General features: G+C 59.9%; 12 protein-coding genes. 5 read left to right on the forward strand and 7 right to left on the reverse strand.

Going from position 1 to position 15324, the window contains the following annotated elements; genetic code table 11:
- Window positions 1-22: 22 nt before the first annotated feature.
- The 6 genes from ntrC to glnA all read right to left on the reverse strand — a co-directional run bounded on the left by ntrC (window position 23) and on the right by glnA (window position 6822).
- Window positions 23-1459, reverse strand: coding sequence for a nitrogen regulation protein NR(I) (ntrC, locus tag ABFB52_RS02760; RefSeq protein ID WP_007952518.1), 1437 nt, complete (start codon window positions 1457-1459; stop codon window positions 23-25).
- Complete coding sequence (gene glnL, locus ABFB52_RS02765; protein ID WP_007952516.1) at window positions 1456-2541, reverse strand: nitrogen regulation protein NR(II); 1086 nt, start codon at window positions 2539-2541, stop codon at window positions 1456-1458. The genes ntrC and glnL overlap by 4 nt, the downstream gene beginning before the upstream one ends.
- A 230-nt stretch (window positions 2542-2771) precedes the next feature.
- On the reverse strand, window positions 2772-3395 hold the full coding sequence (locus ABFB52_RS02770; protein WP_085746382.1) for a DUF4124 domain-containing protein: 624 nt from the start codon (window positions 3393-3395) through the stop codon (window positions 2772-2774).
- Window positions 3392-3898, reverse strand: coding sequence for a DUF4124 domain-containing protein (locus tag ABFB52_RS02775; RefSeq protein WP_129973485.1), 507 nt, complete (start codon window positions 3896-3898; stop codon window positions 3392-3394). The genes ABFB52_RS02770 and ABFB52_RS02775 overlap by 4 nt, the downstream gene beginning before the upstream one ends.
- Window positions 3899-3997: 99 nt before the next feature.
- Window positions 3998-5287, reverse strand: coding sequence for a hypothetical protein (locus tag ABFB52_RS02780; protein WP_129973505.1), 1290 nt, complete (start codon window positions 5285-5287; stop codon window positions 3998-4000).
- A 128-nt stretch (window positions 5288-5415) separates the two neighbouring features.
- The gene (gene glnA / locus ABFB52_RS02785) at window positions 5416-6822 is read right to left on the reverse strand and encodes a glutamate--ammonia ligase (RefSeq protein WP_011332032.1); all 1407 of its coding nucleotides are present in this window, start codon (window positions 6820-6822) and stop codon (window positions 5416-5418) included.
- A 327-nt stretch (window positions 6823-7149) separates the two neighbouring features.
- Between glnA and thiI the strand changes: the two genes are divergently transcribed.
- From thiI to ABFB52_RS02805, 4 genes are all read left to right on the forward strand, one after another.
- Window positions 7150-8604 (forward strand): tRNA uracil 4-sulfurtransferase ThiI, encoded by a 1455-nt coding sequence (gene thiI / locus ABFB52_RS02790; protein ID WP_129973484.1) that lies wholly within the window; start codon window positions 7150-7152, stop codon window positions 8602-8604.
- A 139-nt stretch (window positions 8605-8743) separates the two neighbouring features.
- Window positions 8744-10564, forward strand: a complete 1821-nt coding sequence (typA, locus tag ABFB52_RS02795; protein ID WP_007952502.1) for a translational GTPase TypA — start codon at window positions 8744-8746, stop codon at window positions 10562-10564.
- A gap of 341 nt (window positions 10565-10905) precedes the next feature.
- Entirely contained in the window at window positions 10906-11346 is a 441-nt protein-coding gene (locus ABFB52_RS02800) for a helix-turn-helix domain-containing protein (protein WP_346836116.1), read from the forward strand.
- Window positions 11347-11373: 27 nt separating this feature from the next.
- Window positions 11374-12057 carry an integrase core domain-containing protein gene (locus ABFB52_RS02805; protein ID WP_346836117.1) on the forward strand — a complete coding sequence of 228 codons (684 nt, stop codon included), beginning with the start codon at window positions 11374-11376 and terminating at the stop codon, window positions 12055-12057.
- Between the two features lie 95 nt (window positions 12058-12152).
- On the opposite strand, the gene ABFB52_RS02810 is transcribed toward ABFB52_RS02805, so the two are convergent.
- Window positions 12153-12590: a YkgJ family cysteine cluster protein gene (locus ABFB52_RS02810; protein WP_007952500.1), complete on the reverse strand. Its 438-nt coding sequence runs from the start codon at window positions 12588-12590 to the stop codon at window positions 12153-12155.
- Between the two features lie 258 nt (window positions 12591-12848).
- Here ABFB52_RS02810 and ABFB52_RS02815 point away from each other — a divergent pair, with 258 nt between their 5' ends.
- Window positions 12849-15299, forward strand: a complete 2451-nt coding sequence (locus tag ABFB52_RS02815) for a glycogen/starch/alpha-glucan phosphorylase (protein ID WP_085746386.1) — start codon at window positions 12849-12851, stop codon at window positions 15297-15299.
- Window positions 15300-15324 lie beyond the last annotated feature (25 nt).

Below are 15324 nucleotides of genomic sequence, written 5' to 3' on the forward strand. Positions count from 1 at the left end.
CGGTGCAGGCTGGCGCTGAATCTCAGCCTTCATCGCCCTCATCGTCATCCCCGCCATCGACCTTCATGCCGAGCTCCTTGATCTTGCGGGTCAAGGTGTTGCGGCCCCAGCCCAGCAGCACCGCAGCGTCACGACGACGCCCGGCAGTGTGCTTCAGTGCTGTCTCGATCATGATCCGCTCGAACGCCGGTACCGCGCTGTCGAGCAGGCTCGACTGACCGCGCGCCAGGGCCTGATCGGCCCACTGACGCAGCGCCTGTTCCCAGTTGGTCACTGGCGCCGAGTCCTGCGGCAGGCTCAGCAGTTCCGGCGGCAGGTCGCTGATGTGCACCTCGCGCCCGGACGCCATCACGGTGATCCAGCGGCAGGTATTTTCCAGCTGGCGCACGTTGCCCGGCCACGGCAGATTCTTCAGGTATTCCTCGGTCTCGCTTTTCAGCAGCTTCGGCTCCACCGCCAGTTCTTGCGCGGCGCGGCTGAGGAAGTGCTTGGCCAGGGTCGGGATGTCTTCGCGACGGTCCGACAGGCGCGGAATATGTATACGGATCACGTTGAGGCGGTGGAACAAGTCCTCACGGAATTTCCCGGCGTGAACCAGGGTTTCCAGATTCTGGTGCGTTGCGGCGATGATCCGCACATCGACTTTGACCGGCACGTGCCCGCCAACGCGATAGAACTCGCCATCGGCCAGCACCCGCAGCAGTCGGGTCTGGGTGTCCGCCGGCATGTCGCCAATTTCATCGAGGAACAGCGTGCCGCCGTCGGCCTGCTCGAAACGGCCGCGACGCAGGTTGGCCGCGCCGGTGAACGCGCCTTTCTCGTGGCCGAACAGCTCGGATTCCATCAGGTCTTTCGGGATCGCCGCCATGTTCAGCGCGATGAACGGCGAGGCCGCGCGCGGGCTGTGGCGGTGCAGGGCGTGAGCCACCAATTCTTTACCGGTGCCGGATTCGCCGTTGATCAGCACGGTGATGTTGGAGTGGCTCAAGCGCCCGATGGCGCGAAACACTTCCTGCATCGCCGGCGCTTCGCCGATGATTTCCGGGGTGCGAGTCAGGGTCGGGGCGACTTCCAGGCCCTGTTGTTCCTGAGCATGCTGATTTGCGCGTTTGACCAGCGAAACCGCCTCGTCAACGTCGAACGGCTTGGGCAGGTACTCGAACGCGCCGCCCTGGTAGGAGGCGACAGCGCTATCCAGATCGGAGTGAGCGGTCATGATGATCACCGGCAGCCGCGGGTGCTGCTCGCGGATCCGCGCCAGCAGGTCCAGGCCGCTGGCGCCGGGCATGCGGATGTCGGAGATGATCACGTCCGGCTGCTGGCGCGCGAGGCGGCTCATCACACCATCGGCGCTGTCGAAGCTCTGGGTGGTCATGCCTTCCTGTTGCAGGGCTTTTTCCAGAACCCAACGGATAGAACGGTCGTCATCGACGATCCACACGGTTTCACTACGGCTCATGTCGATGTGGCTCCTTGTTCCAGTGGCAGAAAGATCGAGAACGTGGTGTGGCCTGGATGGCTGTCACACTCGATCAGGCCCTGGTGCTGGCTGATGATGTTCTGGGTGATGGCCAGGCCCAGCCCGGTACCGTCCGGACGGCCGCTGACCATGGGAAAGAAGATGGTTTCCTGGAGTTCCGCCGGAATGCCCGGGCCGTTGTCGATGATCTCGATCTTGGTCACCAGACGATGGCGGACGTGGCCGATGGTGAACTGTCGCATGGCGCGGGTGCGCAAGCTGATGCGGCCCAGGCGCAGCTCGTTCTGGCTGCTGATGGCCTGCATCGCGTTGCGCACAATGTTCAGCACCGCCTGAATCATTTGTTCGCGGTCGATCAGGACGTCGGGGATGCTCGGGTCGTAATCGCGCACCAGCGTGATGCAGCCCTGGCTTTCGGCTTCGACCAATTGGCAGACGCGCTCCAGCACTTCGTGGACATTGCACAGGGCCAGCGACGGCAGTTTGTTCGAGCCGAGCATGCGGTCGACCAGATTGCGCAGGCGGTCGGCCTCTTCGATGATCACGTTGGTGTAGTCGCGCAGGCTGTCTTCCGGCAGTTCCCGGGCCAGCAACTGCGCGGCACCGCGGATGCCGCCCAGCGGATTCTTGATCTCGTGGGCCAGGCCGCGCACCAGCATCTTGCTGGTTTCCTGCTTCGACAACTGGGCCTCTTCCTTGGTGATCCGCAACAGGCGGTCACGAGGATGGACTTCCAGCAAAAGCAGGGTCGCGCCGTTGCTGAGGATCGGCGTCACCGCGTAATCCACGGTCAGGGTCTGGCCGGTGAGGGCAGTGAGCATCGCTTCGCGCTTGGTGAACGGGTGCGCCTGCTCCACCGCCTGGCGCAACGAATTGAGCGCCTCGGTTGACTCGGTGAACAGCTCGCTGATGAACTGCCCATGGCTGCGCTGGCCGCTGATGGCCAGCAGCATCTCCGCCGCCGGGTTCATGTACTCGAGGCGCAATTCGCTGTCGAGCAGGATGGTGGCGGTGGTCAGGTTGTCGAGTAGCAAGCGATGCAGTGCGTCACTGATGGTCATGAGGACCTCTTTTGGAGCATGGCGCGCGCAGGGATACAGCGCTGATGCGAGGAAAATGCAAAAACCAAACCAAGGCTCCGAAAAGAAGCGTTCAACCCCTGAAACGGGCGTTTGACGCTCGTTTGCGTGGCAGTCAAACCGCTCTGGCGGGTACTTTCGAACCAAAATGGGTTGGAATGTGAGTACGGTGCAGCGTATTGCACCAATATAGTGCGCAAAGCTGAACGACGTCAGAAGAAACGCAGGAAAGGATTTTTCGGTTCGGCGGGTTTGTCTTTCAGCGGGCATTCCGGGCGCACGCCATAGTCGGCGCTGACGCACGGTTTGACCTGACGTTTCTGCGCCAGGGAAATGCGCTGCATGTGGAACGGCTGGTTGGCGGTTTTCTCCACGGTTCGGCCCTGGGCATCGAGGATCTCCACCGACAGGTTGTGGCTGCCGCGATCAATGTTGCTCAGCGGGAACACCGGGCTCAGACCGGGTTCGCCGACGGCCTGACCATCCAGCAGCAGGCGATACAGGTGACCTCTTTGCAGGCCCGGTTCGCTGGTGACGCTGACGATCAGCTCACCGGCGCTGCTGCGAATGGTTGCGTCCGGCTCGGGGATCAGCACGCGCAGCATGTCGTAGTGGAACAGTGGCGGCTCTGCTGATTTCTTCGACGGTGTGACCGGTGCAGCGGCGCTCGGATTCGAGGCCATGCGATTGCTGGTGGCCAGCGGCACACGCTTGGCGTTGCCGTGCGGTTGGTCCGTATAGACACGATTGCCCTGGGCGTCGATGTAAGTGAACACCTCGGCCGATGCGCCAAACGCGATCAGAAACAGGCACAGGGCAATCAATCCCCGCGTCATGGCTTGTGCACCCGCTGCACGGTGAACACCACCGCAGGACTCTGCTGAATGATCGCCTCGCCGTTGATCACCTGCACCGCCAGCCGATGCTCGCCCCGGTCAACGTTTACCAGTTGCAGGATCGGCACGTTGCTCGGCTGGCCATAAGGCGCGTCGTCCAGCAGCAGACGCAATTGATGCGGCGGTTGCAGGCGCGGCTTGATCAGCACGCTGACCGTGAACGTGCCGTTGTTGGCGCGCAGGGCCTCCTCGGTGGGCAGGCCGGTCAGCTCCAGCACTTCATAGGCATTGCGCGCAGGCTCGCGACTGGGCGTGTCTGAAGAGGGCGCACTCGGTGCCTGAGGCTGGACGCTGTTGAGCGGCGGCAACTCCACCGGTTGTGCCTGCACACCATCCGGCGCGTGATCGCTGTACACCGTGTTGCCGCTGGCGTCGGTGTACTTGTAGATCTGCGCGGCGGCGGGCAGGGCGATCAGCAGCAGGAAGAAAAAACCACGACCCATGGATTCGACCGATCAACAATGAAATTGGCTTGCAGCATAGGCCAGGGGCGGCGGTAAGCCCAATCGGGACAATATCCGCTCACACAAACCGTTCAGGATTTATTGTGCGGCGCCAGGCGTAACGGCATTCTCGCGGGCGCCGGACAGGACGCCTGCCTTGTAGTGCTCGATCAGGACCGGCGCACCCTTGGTGTCGACTTCGCGCAACTCGCCTTCCTTTACGTCGTCAACAAAGTTGACGTTGAGGATGTGGCCATTGTCGAGCCTGGTCACCCAGAGGCCTTGGCGTTTGTCATCGCGATATTCACCGCGCTCGGTAGTGCCACGGACAGTCAATTCGCTGAGGCCGTTGAGTTGGCCGTGGGCATAGGTCTGGAATCCGGTGGCGACCCATTCCATGTCGTCGTGGTTGAGAAGCTGCCAACGACCCTCGCGCAAATCATTGTGGAATTCGCCCTCCAACGTTTGCCCATCCTGGTACAGCGTCCACTGGCCCTCTCGTTTGCCCTCTACGAAATTGCCGGACTCCGAATATTTCTCGTCTTTGGAAGAAGACCACGGGCCGATCCGCACACCCTGCGTGTAGGCACCTTGGGCCGAGAGCGAGCCGGAATCATAAGACACCGATTGGCCGTCTTCGCTGCCGGTGAATTTAGCCGGTTCGGTTTCCCAGGCAATACGCCTCACCCGATAGTTGTAGAGCGTGCGCTTGCCCTCGGCGAGCGTCTCGTCGAGCCATCGCCAGAAAGTAACGGTAAGGAACCGGCCGTTTTTTTCCTGATAGGTCTTCTTGAAGAAGTAAGGTTCGTCATCTGGCGTCGGGTCGCTCAGTGGGTCGTAGTACTGGCCGTAAAAGCTCACCAGTTTTCCTTGGCTGAAATCGAGCTGGTCGAATTCCGGTATGCCGGACGCTTCAAGGAAGAGGCTGTAGTTGAGCGGGGTGATTTGGCTCAGAGCCTTCTTGATGGTCAGGGCGTCGAGGTGTTTGCGACCTTCGGCGATGCGGTCCAGCGCCAGCTGCAATCGCGTGACGCGGCTGTAGAGGTGGTCGTTGGCGTTGTATTTGTAGGCGTAGATTTTGTAGCGGTCGTTTTGCCGAAAAAGCACGAAGCGGGTCGGATCTTCACTGTCGAGCGACATGAGAAAAACCGACTCGATGCTCGCCTGGCCGAAGTCATCAAGCAATTGCGGACGTTCGCCCGGCGTGTCGCAACGGCAGTAATAGCCTTTGACGCCGTTCGTTTCCTTGATGAACGCCAGAGTCATCGAGCTCTCCTGCAAGCCCTGGATCAGCGGGTGAGCCAGCGGCTTGTTTTCATAGAACTCGGCTGCGCCGACTGTCGAGCAGGTGAGGCCGGCCATCAGGGCGATAGCCCGTAACCACTTCATGCGAATCCCTTCGTCAAGGCGCCGGTCATGGCGCGAAAGCGGCGGATTATCCACGGATGAGCGGGCACAAAAAAGGCCTCCCGAAGGAGGCCTCTTTTTGTCACGCCGCGTAGCGCGGCGCTACCGGATCAGCAGCTGTAGTACAGCTCATATTCCAGTGGGTGCACGAAGGTGCGGACCTTGATTTCTTCTTCGGATTTCAGCGCGATGTAAGCGTCGATGAAGTCGTCGGAGAACACGCCGCCCTTGGTCAGGAACGCGCGGCCCTTGTCCAGCTCTTCCAGGGCTTCTTTCAGGCTGCCGCAAACTTGCGGGATCTCTTTCGCCTCTTCAGGCGGCAGGTCGTACAGGTTCTTGTCGGCAGCATCGCCTGGGTGGATCTTGTTCTGGATACCGTCCAGACCTGCCATCAGCAGCGCTGCGAAAGCCAGGTACGGGTTGGCAGCCGGATCCGGGAAGCGGGCTTCGATACGACGGCCTTTCGGGCTGTTGACGTAAGGAATACGGATCGAGGCGGAACGGTTGCGAGCCGAGTAGGCCAGCATTACCGGGGCTTCGAAGCCTGGCACCAGACGCTTGTAGGAGTTGGTGGCCGGGTTGGTGAAGCCGTTCAGGGCCTTACCGTGCTTGATGATGCCGCCGATGAAGTACAGGGCGGTGTCGGACAGGCCGGCATAGCCTTCACCCGCGAAGGTGTTCTTGCCATCTTTGGAGATGGACATGTGAACGTGCATGCCCGAACCGTTGTCGCCGTACAGCGGCTTCGGCATGAAGGTCGCGGTACGGCCGTAGGCGTCGGCAACGTTGTGTACAACGTATTTCAGGGTCTGGGTTTCGTCGGCTTTCTTCACCAGGGTGTTGAACTTGACGCCGATTTCGTTCTGGCCGGCAGTTGCCACTTCGTGGTGGTGAACTTCAACGGTCAGGCCCATTTCTTCCAGTGCGTTGCACATGGAGGTACGGATTTCGTGGTCGTGGTCGAACGGCGGAACCGGGAAGTAGCCACCTTTCACGCCTGGACGGTGGCCTTTGTTGCCGCCTTCCACGTCCTGGTCGGACATCCACGAGCCTTGTTCGGAGTAGATCTTGAACATCGAACCGGAGATGTCGGACTTGAACTTCACTTCGTCGAAGATGAAGAACTCAGGCTCCGGACCGGCGAATACGGTGTCACCGATACCGGTGGTCTTCAGGTATTCCTCGGCGCGGCGGGCGATGGCGCGCGGGTCGCGATCGTAACCTTGCATGGTCGAAGGTTCGATGATGTCGCAGACCAGGATCAGGGTCGGCTCTTCGGTGAACGGGTCCAGTACGGCGGTTTCGTCGTCCGGCAGCAGGATCATGTCGGAGGCTTCGATGCCTTTCCAGCCAGCGATGGAGGAACCGTCGAACATCTTGCCAACTTCGAAGAAGTCGTCTTCCAGCGCATCGCGAGCCGGCATGGTCACGTGGTGCTGAGTGCCTTTGGTGTCCGTGAAGCGCAGATCAATCCACTTGACGTCATGATCTTTGATGAGTTGAACCGACTTCGACATAGTGTCCTCCGGGTGAATTAGGGCGGGTAGTGGATGCCCTTAATAGTGGTGATGCCGGCGCGAATACTCTGCCAAGGCAACCTGCCTCACAAGGGAGCAAATTGCATGCCAGTGCCCCAGCATGGGTTTTTTGCCCCAAATTTACGCTTCTAAAGGTCGAAAGCGCCTTAAAGGCGAAAATCTCGCCCTTTAATGTAGCGCTCAAATCGAAAAATGACCCGTTTTGGTGCGCGCAAAACCTTCTGCACATTAACTGGTTAAACCTTGAGCAATTTCCGCTATAATCCGCGCCCCCCTTTTTCGGCTGGCCCTGCGCGCGCTGTTTTCATGAAACTAATCGTAAAAGTCTTCCCCGAGATCACCATCAAAAGCCGACCTGTCCGGACGAAATTCATCCGCCAGCTGGCCAAGAACATCCGCACCGTGCTCCGCGACCTGGACCCGGCCGTGGTGGTGAACGGTGTGTGGGACAATCTCGAGCTGGAAACCCGCGTCACCGACCCCAAGGCCCTGAAAGAGATGGGCGAACGCCTGACCTGCATGCCGGGCATCGCGCATTTTCTGCAGATCGACGAGTATTCGCTGGGCGACTTCGACGACATCACCGAGAAGTGCAAGCAGCACTACGGCGATGCGCTGGCCGGGAAGATTTTTTCGGTGCGCTGCAAGCGTGCGGGCAAGCATGCGTTCAGCTCGATGGACGTCGAAAAATACGTCGGCAGCAAGCTGCGCCGTGAGTGCGGCGCTGCCGGAATCGACCTGAAACAGCCGGAAATCGAAGTCCGCATCGAAGTTCGCGACAAGCGGTTGTTCGTGATCCACAGCCAGCACAATGGCATCGGCGGCTACCCGCTCGGTGCGCTGGAGCAGACGCTGGTATTGATGTCCGGCGGTTTTGACTCGACGGTTGCCGCGTACCAGATCCTTCGTCGGGGTCTGATGACGCACTTCTGCTTCTTCAACCTGGGCGGTCGTGCCCACGAACTGGGCGTAATGGAAGTCGCGCATTTCATCTGGAAGAAGTACGGCAGCTCGCAACGCGTGCTATTTGTCAGTGTTCCGTTCGAAGAAGTATTGGGCGAAATTCTCGGCAAGGTCGACGACAGTCATATGGGCGTCGTATTGAAGCGTATGATGTTGCGCGCGGCGTCGAACATTGCCGAACGCCTGCACATCGATGCGCTGGTGACCGGCGAAGCGATTTCCCAGGTGTCGAGCCAGACGTTGCCGAACCTGTCGGTCATCGATTGCGTCACCGACAAGCTGGTGCTGCGACCGCTGATCGTCGCCCACAAGCAGGACATCATCGACACGGCCGACCAGATCGGTACCGGTGATTTCGCCCGGCACATGCCGGAATACTGCGGCGTCATCTCGGTCAACCCGAAGACCGCCGCCAAGCGTGGCCGGGTCGAGCACGAAGAGCAGGAATTCGACATGGCGGTGCTCGAGCGTGCGCTCGCAAACGCCAGACTGGTGCCGATCGATCGGGTGATCGACGAATTGGGCCAGGATTTGCAGATCGAAGAAGTCAGCGAAGCGCTGGCCGGTCAGATCGTCATCGACATCCGCCACCCGGATGCCGCCGAGGATGACCCGCTGGAACTCGCCGGCATAGAGGTACAGACGATGCCGTTCTACGCAGTGAACGCTCGTTTCAAGGAACTGGACCCTACTCGCCAGTACCTGCTGTATTGCGACAAAGGCGTGATGAGTCGCCTGCATGCCCACCATTTGCTCAGTGAGGGGCATGCCAATGTGCGCGTTTATCGACCGAGCTAAGTGCCCGGGGCTGTTTGCCTGTGGCCTGCGTCACCGGCCCCCCGACACCGCCGTCAAGCTGTAACGGCCATGCCGGACACTACTGTCAATCGCTGCCAAGACTTGTCAGCAAACCGAATCCTCTGATCGAGATACACAAGTGATCGAAAATCTACGCAACATCGCCATCATTGCCCACGTTGACCATGGTAAGACCACCCTGGTAGACAAACTCCTGCGTCAATCCGGCACCCTGGAGCGCAACGAGCTCAACGACGAGCGCGTGATGGACTCCAACGACCAGGAAAAAGAGCGCGGCATTACCATTCTGGCGAAAAACACCGCCATCAACTGGAACGGCTACCACATCAACATCGTGGACACCCCGGGGCACGCCGACTTCGGCGGCGAAGTCGAGCGCGTAATGTCCATGGTTGACTCCGTGCTGCTGCTGGTCGACGCCCAAGACGGCCCTATGCCGCAAACCCGTTTCGTGACCAAGAAGGCTTTCGAAGCCGGCCTGCGTCCAATCGTGGTCATCAACAAGGTTGACCGTCCGGGCGCGCGTCCTGACTGGGTTCTGGACCAGATCTTCGATCTGTTCGACAACCTGGGCGCTACCGAAGAACAACTGGACTTCCAGGTTGTTTACGCTTCGGCCCTGAACGGCATCGCCGGTCTGGACCACACCGCCATGGGCGAAGACATGACCGCGCTGTACCAGGCGGTAGTCGACCACGTTCCGCCTCCGGCTGTTGACCGTGACGGTCCGTTCCAGATGCAGATCTCCGCTCTGGACTACAACAGCTTCCTGGGTGTTATCGGTGTTGGCCGTATCGCTCGTGGTCGCGTCAAGCCGAACACTCCGGTTGTTGCTATCAGCGCCGACGGCAAGCGCCGCAACGGTCGTATCCTGAAGCTGATGGGTCACCACGGTCTGCACCGCGTTGACGTTGAAGAAGCTGCAGCTGGCGACATCGTCTGCATCAGCGGTTTCGACGAGCTGTTCATCTCCGACACCCTGTGCGACATCAACAACGTCGAGGCGATGAAGCCTCTGACCGTTGACGAGCCAACCGTTTCCATGACCTTCCAGGTAAACGACTCGCCATTCTGCGGTAAAGAAGGCAAGTTCGTGACCTCCCGTAACATCAAGGATCGTCTGGACAAAGAGCTGCTGTACAACGTTGCACTGCGCGTTGAAGAAGGCGACTCGGCTGACAAGTTCAAGGTATCCGGCCGTGGTGAGCTGCACCTCTCGGTACTGATCGAAACCATGCGTCGCGAAGGCTTCGAGCTGGCCCTGGGCCGTCCTGAAGTGATCATCCGTGAAGTTGACGGCGTGAAGCAGGAACCGTTCGAAAACGTAACCATCGACATCCCTGAAGAATCCCAGGGCAAGGTCATGGAAGAAATGGGTCTGCGTAAAGGCGACCTGAGCAACATGGTGCCGGATGGCAAAGGCCGTGTTCGTCTGGAATACAACATCCCTGCTCGCGGTCTGATCGGTTTCCGTAACCAGTTCCTGACCCTGACCAACGGTGCTGGCATCCTGACCTCGATCTTCGACCGTTACGCTCCAGTGAAGTCGGGCCACATGTCCGGCCGTCAGAACGGCGTTCTGGTTTCGGTTGAAACCGGCAAGGCACTGACCTACTCCCTGGAAACCCTGCAGGCTCGTGGCAAGCTGTTCGTAGAACACGGCCAGGAGATCTACAACGGTCAGATCGTTGGTCAGAACTCCCGCGACAACGACCTGGGTGTGAACCCGACCAAAGGCAAGAAGCTCGACAACATGCGTGCTTCGGGTAAAGACGAAACCATCGCTCTGGTCCCACCTGTTCGCTTCACCCTGGAACAGGCTCTGGAATACATCCAGGAAGACGAGCTGTGCGAAGTTACGCCTAAGTCCATCCGTCTTCGCAAGAAGATCCTGGACGAAAGCGAGCGTACCCGCGCTGCCAAGAAAGCCAAGGCGTAATTTAGCCCAGGCTTGAAAAAACGCCCCCGGTCGAGAGACCGGGGGCGTTTTTGTTTATCCGGGGAAAAGTGCTGAACCTCAAAAGCCCCCTCACCCTAACCCTCTCCCGGAGGGAGAGGGGACCGATTGGGGGATGCTCAAGAAGTACGCCGACCTGATCGGGATTTACCGAATCCATAATCGACTGGTTGTTTCAGGTCGATGTATTACGCAAAACGACCTCGGTCGGCTCCCTCTCCCTCCGGGAGAGGGCTAGGGTGGGTAAAGACCGGGTACATCCTTTACGTTTGAGACCGGGGACATGGTTTACAGGTATCAATCATGGTCAGGAGGTGCTGACCATGCCCTGGAATCAAGAGTCCCCGATGGATCAACGAGTGAAATTAGTCAGTGACTGGCTCAGTGGCAGCTACACCAAGAGCCAATTGAGCCGGCGTTATGGGGTCAGCCGGCCAACCGTCGATAAGTGGCTGGATCGGTATGCAGCGCTCGGTGTGGATGGCTTGAAAGAGCAATCCCGCAAGCCTTTGAACTGCCCTCATCAAACCCCGGATGAAATCATCGCCACATTGCTGGCCAAGAAAAACGAGCATCCGGATCGAGGTCCCAAACAGATCATTGATCGCCTGCGAAAGTCCGATCCACAGATCCCATGGCCGGCCGCGAGCACTGCTGGTGAGTGGTTGAAGAAGGCTGGCTTGGTCATTGCGCGGCGCCCTTATCCTTTGCGCCCGCGTGCTCCGACGCATTTACGCCCGGCCGATGAACCCAACCAGACCTGATGTGCCGACTTCAAAGGGTAGTTCAGGATGCAGGACGGCAATTGGTGCTATCCGCTGACCATTACCGATCAGATGAGCCGCTATCTGCTGCTCTGCCGGGCGCTGCCCGGCACGCACAGCGAGCCGACGCGACAGGGATTCGAATGGGCTTTCCGGGAGTTTGGATTGCCGGACGTAATCCGCACAGATAACGGGGCGCCTTTCGCATCGACCGGTTTGGCGCGGCTGTCGAAGCTGTCCGTCTGGTTCATCAGGCATGGCATCCATATCGAGACAATCACACCAGGGCGTCCTGACCAGAACGGTCGACACGAACGGATGCACCGCACCCTCAAAGCAGCGGTACTGCGAACACCTGCGGAAAATCTCGTACGCCAGCAGCTGGCCTTTGAAGAGTTCGTTCAGGACTTCAACCATGATCGACCACACACCGCACTGGGCATGAAACCGCCGGCTTCCGTATACAGACCTTCGTTGCGCCCGTATCCGGGCTACTTGCCCGCGGTCGAATATGGCCCTGAGGTTGAGGTACGCAAGGTTCGTTCGAACGGCGAGTTCAAGTGGAAGGGGCAACGAATGTTTTTGGGCGAGGCGCTGATCGGCGAGGACATCGCGCTGAAGGAAGTGGCTGATGACGTGTGGGAGCTGTACCTTTGCAACTTCTGTTTAGGCAGGCTTGAGCGCGGTGCCAACCGCGTATCAAGCCTGTAAAAGGTGTAAACGATGTCCCCGGTCTAATGTGTAAAGGATGTACCGGTCTCTACAGTGAGGGGGCGAGGTTCGAGGGTTGGAGTGAGGGTCGGCTTTTAGAACCGCTCGATCGACCGCGAATTCTGCACCCGCTCCACTTCCTTCGGCTTGTACGCGCAGTAACCCGGGCGCGGGCCGATCTTCGGGTGGTTGCGGCAGGTGTCCGGACGCTTGTCATAAATGGTGCACAGGCGGCTCTTACGATCCAGGTAGTAGCAATCGTTGTTGCTCATGCGCTGGAGCGTGAAGATCCCCGACTTCTGATTGAATCGCTCGACCAGACCTTCCTTTTGCAGACGCTTGGCGATGTTCTTCGGCGGGTCGCCCAGTTCGAACTCGTCGACCACACCGATGCGCACCAGATCCTTGATCTTGACCTCGACCGGCAGCGTGCAGCAGCTGGAAACGCACGAGCCGCACATCGGGGCCGAATATTTGGCCCAGGTATCGAGACGGTCGATCTCGGCGGCGGCGATCAGGTTTGGCTTCATCATCGGTGTTTACCAGGCGTGTGCGTCAGGGCGCGCGATCATACCGGGACTGGTGGATTTTTGAACAACCTTTCGCCAGATTTTTTCTTCATGCACCCGCATCGTCCGACAATTCGGCACGGCCCCTGCATTCATTGAGGCATTCGCCAGAGTATTGCCGGTCGATCTCACACTCTCGGTAAAAACTGCCGAACCAGAGCCCTTACCGTCGGTCAGACCGTCTAGGCTCTGACAACTCCCCGCTCGCTCGAGGTCCTATCGATGACTCAAGAACCACTAGTTCGCGAAGCAGAGGTGGCCGCATTCCGCGACGCCGTCCTGACCAAACTCACCTACGCGGTGGGCAAAGACCCGGATCACGCCTTCGACCATGACTGGTTCGAAGCCATCGCCCTGGCGGCGCGCGATCACATGGTCGAGCACTGGATGGACCATACCCGGCAGATCTACCGCAAAGGCCAGAAGCGGGTGTATTACCTCTCGCTGGAATTCCTCATCGGCCGTTTGCTCTACGACAGCCTGAGCAACCTCGGTTTGCTGGACGTCGCCCGTGAAGCCTTGACCGAGCTGGGCGTCGATCTGGAGCGCATCCGCATCCTGGAGCCGGATGCGGCGCTGGGCAACGGTGGCCTCGGACGATTGGCGGCGTGCTTCATGGAAAGCATGTCGACCCTCGGTATCGCTGGCCACGGCTACGGCATTCGTTATGAGCACGGGTTGTTCCGTCAGGCGATTGTCGACGGTTGGCAACAGGAACAGACCGAGCACTGGCTGGATTTCGGCAACCCCTGGGAGTTCGAGCGGCCAGAGGTGGTCTATCCGATCGGCTTTGGCGGCAGCGTCGAGACCGTCACCGACGCCAGCGGCAAGTCCCGGCAAGTCTGGCACCCGGCGGAAACCGTCCGGGCGATTGCCTACGACACCCCGGTGGTCGGCTGGCGCGGGGCGAGCGTCAACACCTTGCGCCTGTGGCGGGCGCGGGCGATGGAGGACCTGCATCTGGAGCGCTTCAACGCCGGTGACCACCTGGGCGCCGTCGCCGAAGTGGCCCGGGCCGAGAGTATCTCCCGCGTGCTCTACCCGGCGGACAGCACCGAAGCCGGGCAGGAACTGCGCCTGCGTCAGGAATACTTCTTCGTCGCCGCGTCGCTTCAGGATTTGCTGCGCCGTCATCGCAACATGCACACCTCGGTGCTGACCCTCGGCGATCACGCGGCAATCCAGCTCAACGACACCCACCCCTCGATCGCTGTCGCCGAACTGATGCGCCAACTGGTCGATGTCTACGACGTGGCCTGGGACGCGGCGTGGCAAGTCACCGTCGATACGCTGTCGTACACCAACCACACGCTGCTGCCCGAAGCGCTGGAAACCTGGCCGGTGGGGCTGATGGAACGCATGCTGCCGCGGCACATGCAGATCATTTATCTGATCAACGCCCAGCACATCGATTCGCTGCGGGCCAAGGGCATCCACGATTTCGACGTGCTGCGCGCGGTGTCGCTGATCGAGGAAGACAACGGCCGCCGGGTGCGCATGGGCAATCTCGCGTTTCTCGGTTCCCACAGCGTCAACGGCGTGTCCGGGCTGCACACGCAGCTGATGCGCAAAACCGTGTTCGCCGAACTGCACAAGCTGTATCCGGAGCGGATCAACAACAAGACCAATGGCATCACCTTCCGCCGCTGGCTGTATCAGGCCAACCCGGAACTGACGTCGATGCTGGTCGATTCCCTCGGCGCGGATGTTCTGGATAACCCCGAACAGCGACTGCTCGATCTTGAACCGTTCGCCGAGAAACCCGCCTTCCGCAAAGCCTTCGCCGAGCAGCGGCTGCACAGCAAAAAAGCCCTCGCTTACCTGATCCATGAACGGCTGGGGATCGCGGTCAACCCGGCGGCGATGTTCGACGTGCAGGTCAAACGGATCCACGAATACAAACGCCAACTGCTCAACCTGATGCACACCGTCGCGCTGTATCAGGCGATCCGCGCCGAGCCGGAAATCGACTGGGTGCCGAGGGTGAAAATCTTCGCCGGCAAAGCCGCGGCGAGTTATCACCAGGCCAAGCTGATCATCAAGCTGACCAACGACATCGCCCGGGTGGTGAACAACGATCCGACCGTGCGCGGTCTGCTCAAAGTGGTGTTCCTGCCCAACTACAACGTCAGCCTGGCGGAGAGCATCATTCCAGCAGCGGACCTGTCGGAGCAGATCTCCACCGCCGGTTTCGAGGCCTCGGGCACCAGCAACATGAAGTTCGGCCTGAACGGTGCGCTGACCATCGGCACCCTCGACGGTGCCAACGTGGAAATGTGCGAAAACATCGGCGCCGAGCACATGTTCATCTTCGGTCTCAGCGCCCAGCAGGTCGAGGCGCGCAAGCAGAACCACGAGTTCAGCGCGGTGCCGGACATTGCCGCGTCCCATCGCCTCAACGATGTGTTGCAGGCGATCCGCAGCGGGGTGTTCTCGCCGGACGACACGTCGCGCTACACCGGGCTGATCGATTCGCTGGTGGATTACGACCGGTTCTTCGTTTGCGCCGATTTCGACTCCTACTGGGAGGCGCAGATGCGTGTCGATGCGCATTGGCACGACGCCAACAACTGGTGGCGTTCGGCGGTGCTGAACACCTCGCGTATGGGCTGGTTCTCGTCCGACCGGACAATCCGCGAGTACGCCACGGATATCTGGAAGGCACTCGAGTAACTTTTAGCGACAAATGTGCGCCCGG

Source organism: Pseudomonas sp. 9.2(2024), assembly GCF_039695385.1.
Taxonomy (GTDB): Bacteria; Pseudomonadota; Gammaproteobacteria; order Pseudomonadales; family Pseudomonadaceae; genus Aquipseudomonas; species Aquipseudomonas paraglycinae.

Coding starts and splice junctions, on each gene's coding strand:
- ABFB52_RS02810 (WP_007952500.1), bottom strand. CDS start 12,590: ATGATGAAGCCAAACCTGATCGCCGCCGCCGAGATCGACCGTCTCGAT.
- ntrC (WP_007952518.1), bottom strand. CDS start 1,459: ATGAGCCGTAGTGAAACCGTGTGGATCGTCGATGACGACCGTTCTATC.
- ABFB52_RS02805 (WP_346836117.1), top strand. CDS start 11,374: ATGCAGGACGGCAATTGGTGCTATCCGCTGACCATTACCGATCAGATG.
- thiI (WP_129973484.1), top strand. CDS start 7,150: ATGAAACTAATCGTAAAAGTCTTCCCCGAGATCACCATCAAAAGCCGA.
- ABFB52_RS02770 (WP_085746382.1), bottom strand. CDS start 3,395: ATGACGCGGGGATTGATTGCCCTGTGCCTGTTTCTGATCGCGTTTGGC.
- ABFB52_RS02800 (WP_346836116.1), top strand. CDS start 10,906: ATGCCCTGGAATCAAGAGTCCCCGATGGATCAACGAGTGAAATTAGTC.
- glnA (WP_011332032.1), bottom strand. CDS start 6,822: ATGTCGAAGTCGGTTCAACTCATCAAAGATCATGACGTCAAGTGGATT.
- ABFB52_RS02815 (WP_085746386.1), top strand. CDS start 12,849: ATGACTCAAGAACCACTAGTTCGCGAAGCAGAGGTGGCCGCATTCCGC.
- ABFB52_RS02775 (WP_129973485.1), bottom strand. CDS start 3,898: ATGGGTCGTGGTTTTTTCTTCCTGCTGCTGATCGCCCTGCCCGCCGCC.
- glnL (WP_007952516.1), bottom strand. CDS start 2,541: ATGACCATCAGTGACGCACTGCATCGCTTGCTACTCGACAACCTGACC.
- ABFB52_RS02780 (WP_129973505.1), bottom strand. CDS start 5,287: ATGAAGTGGTTACGGGCTATCGCCCTGATGGCCGGCCTCACCTGCTCG.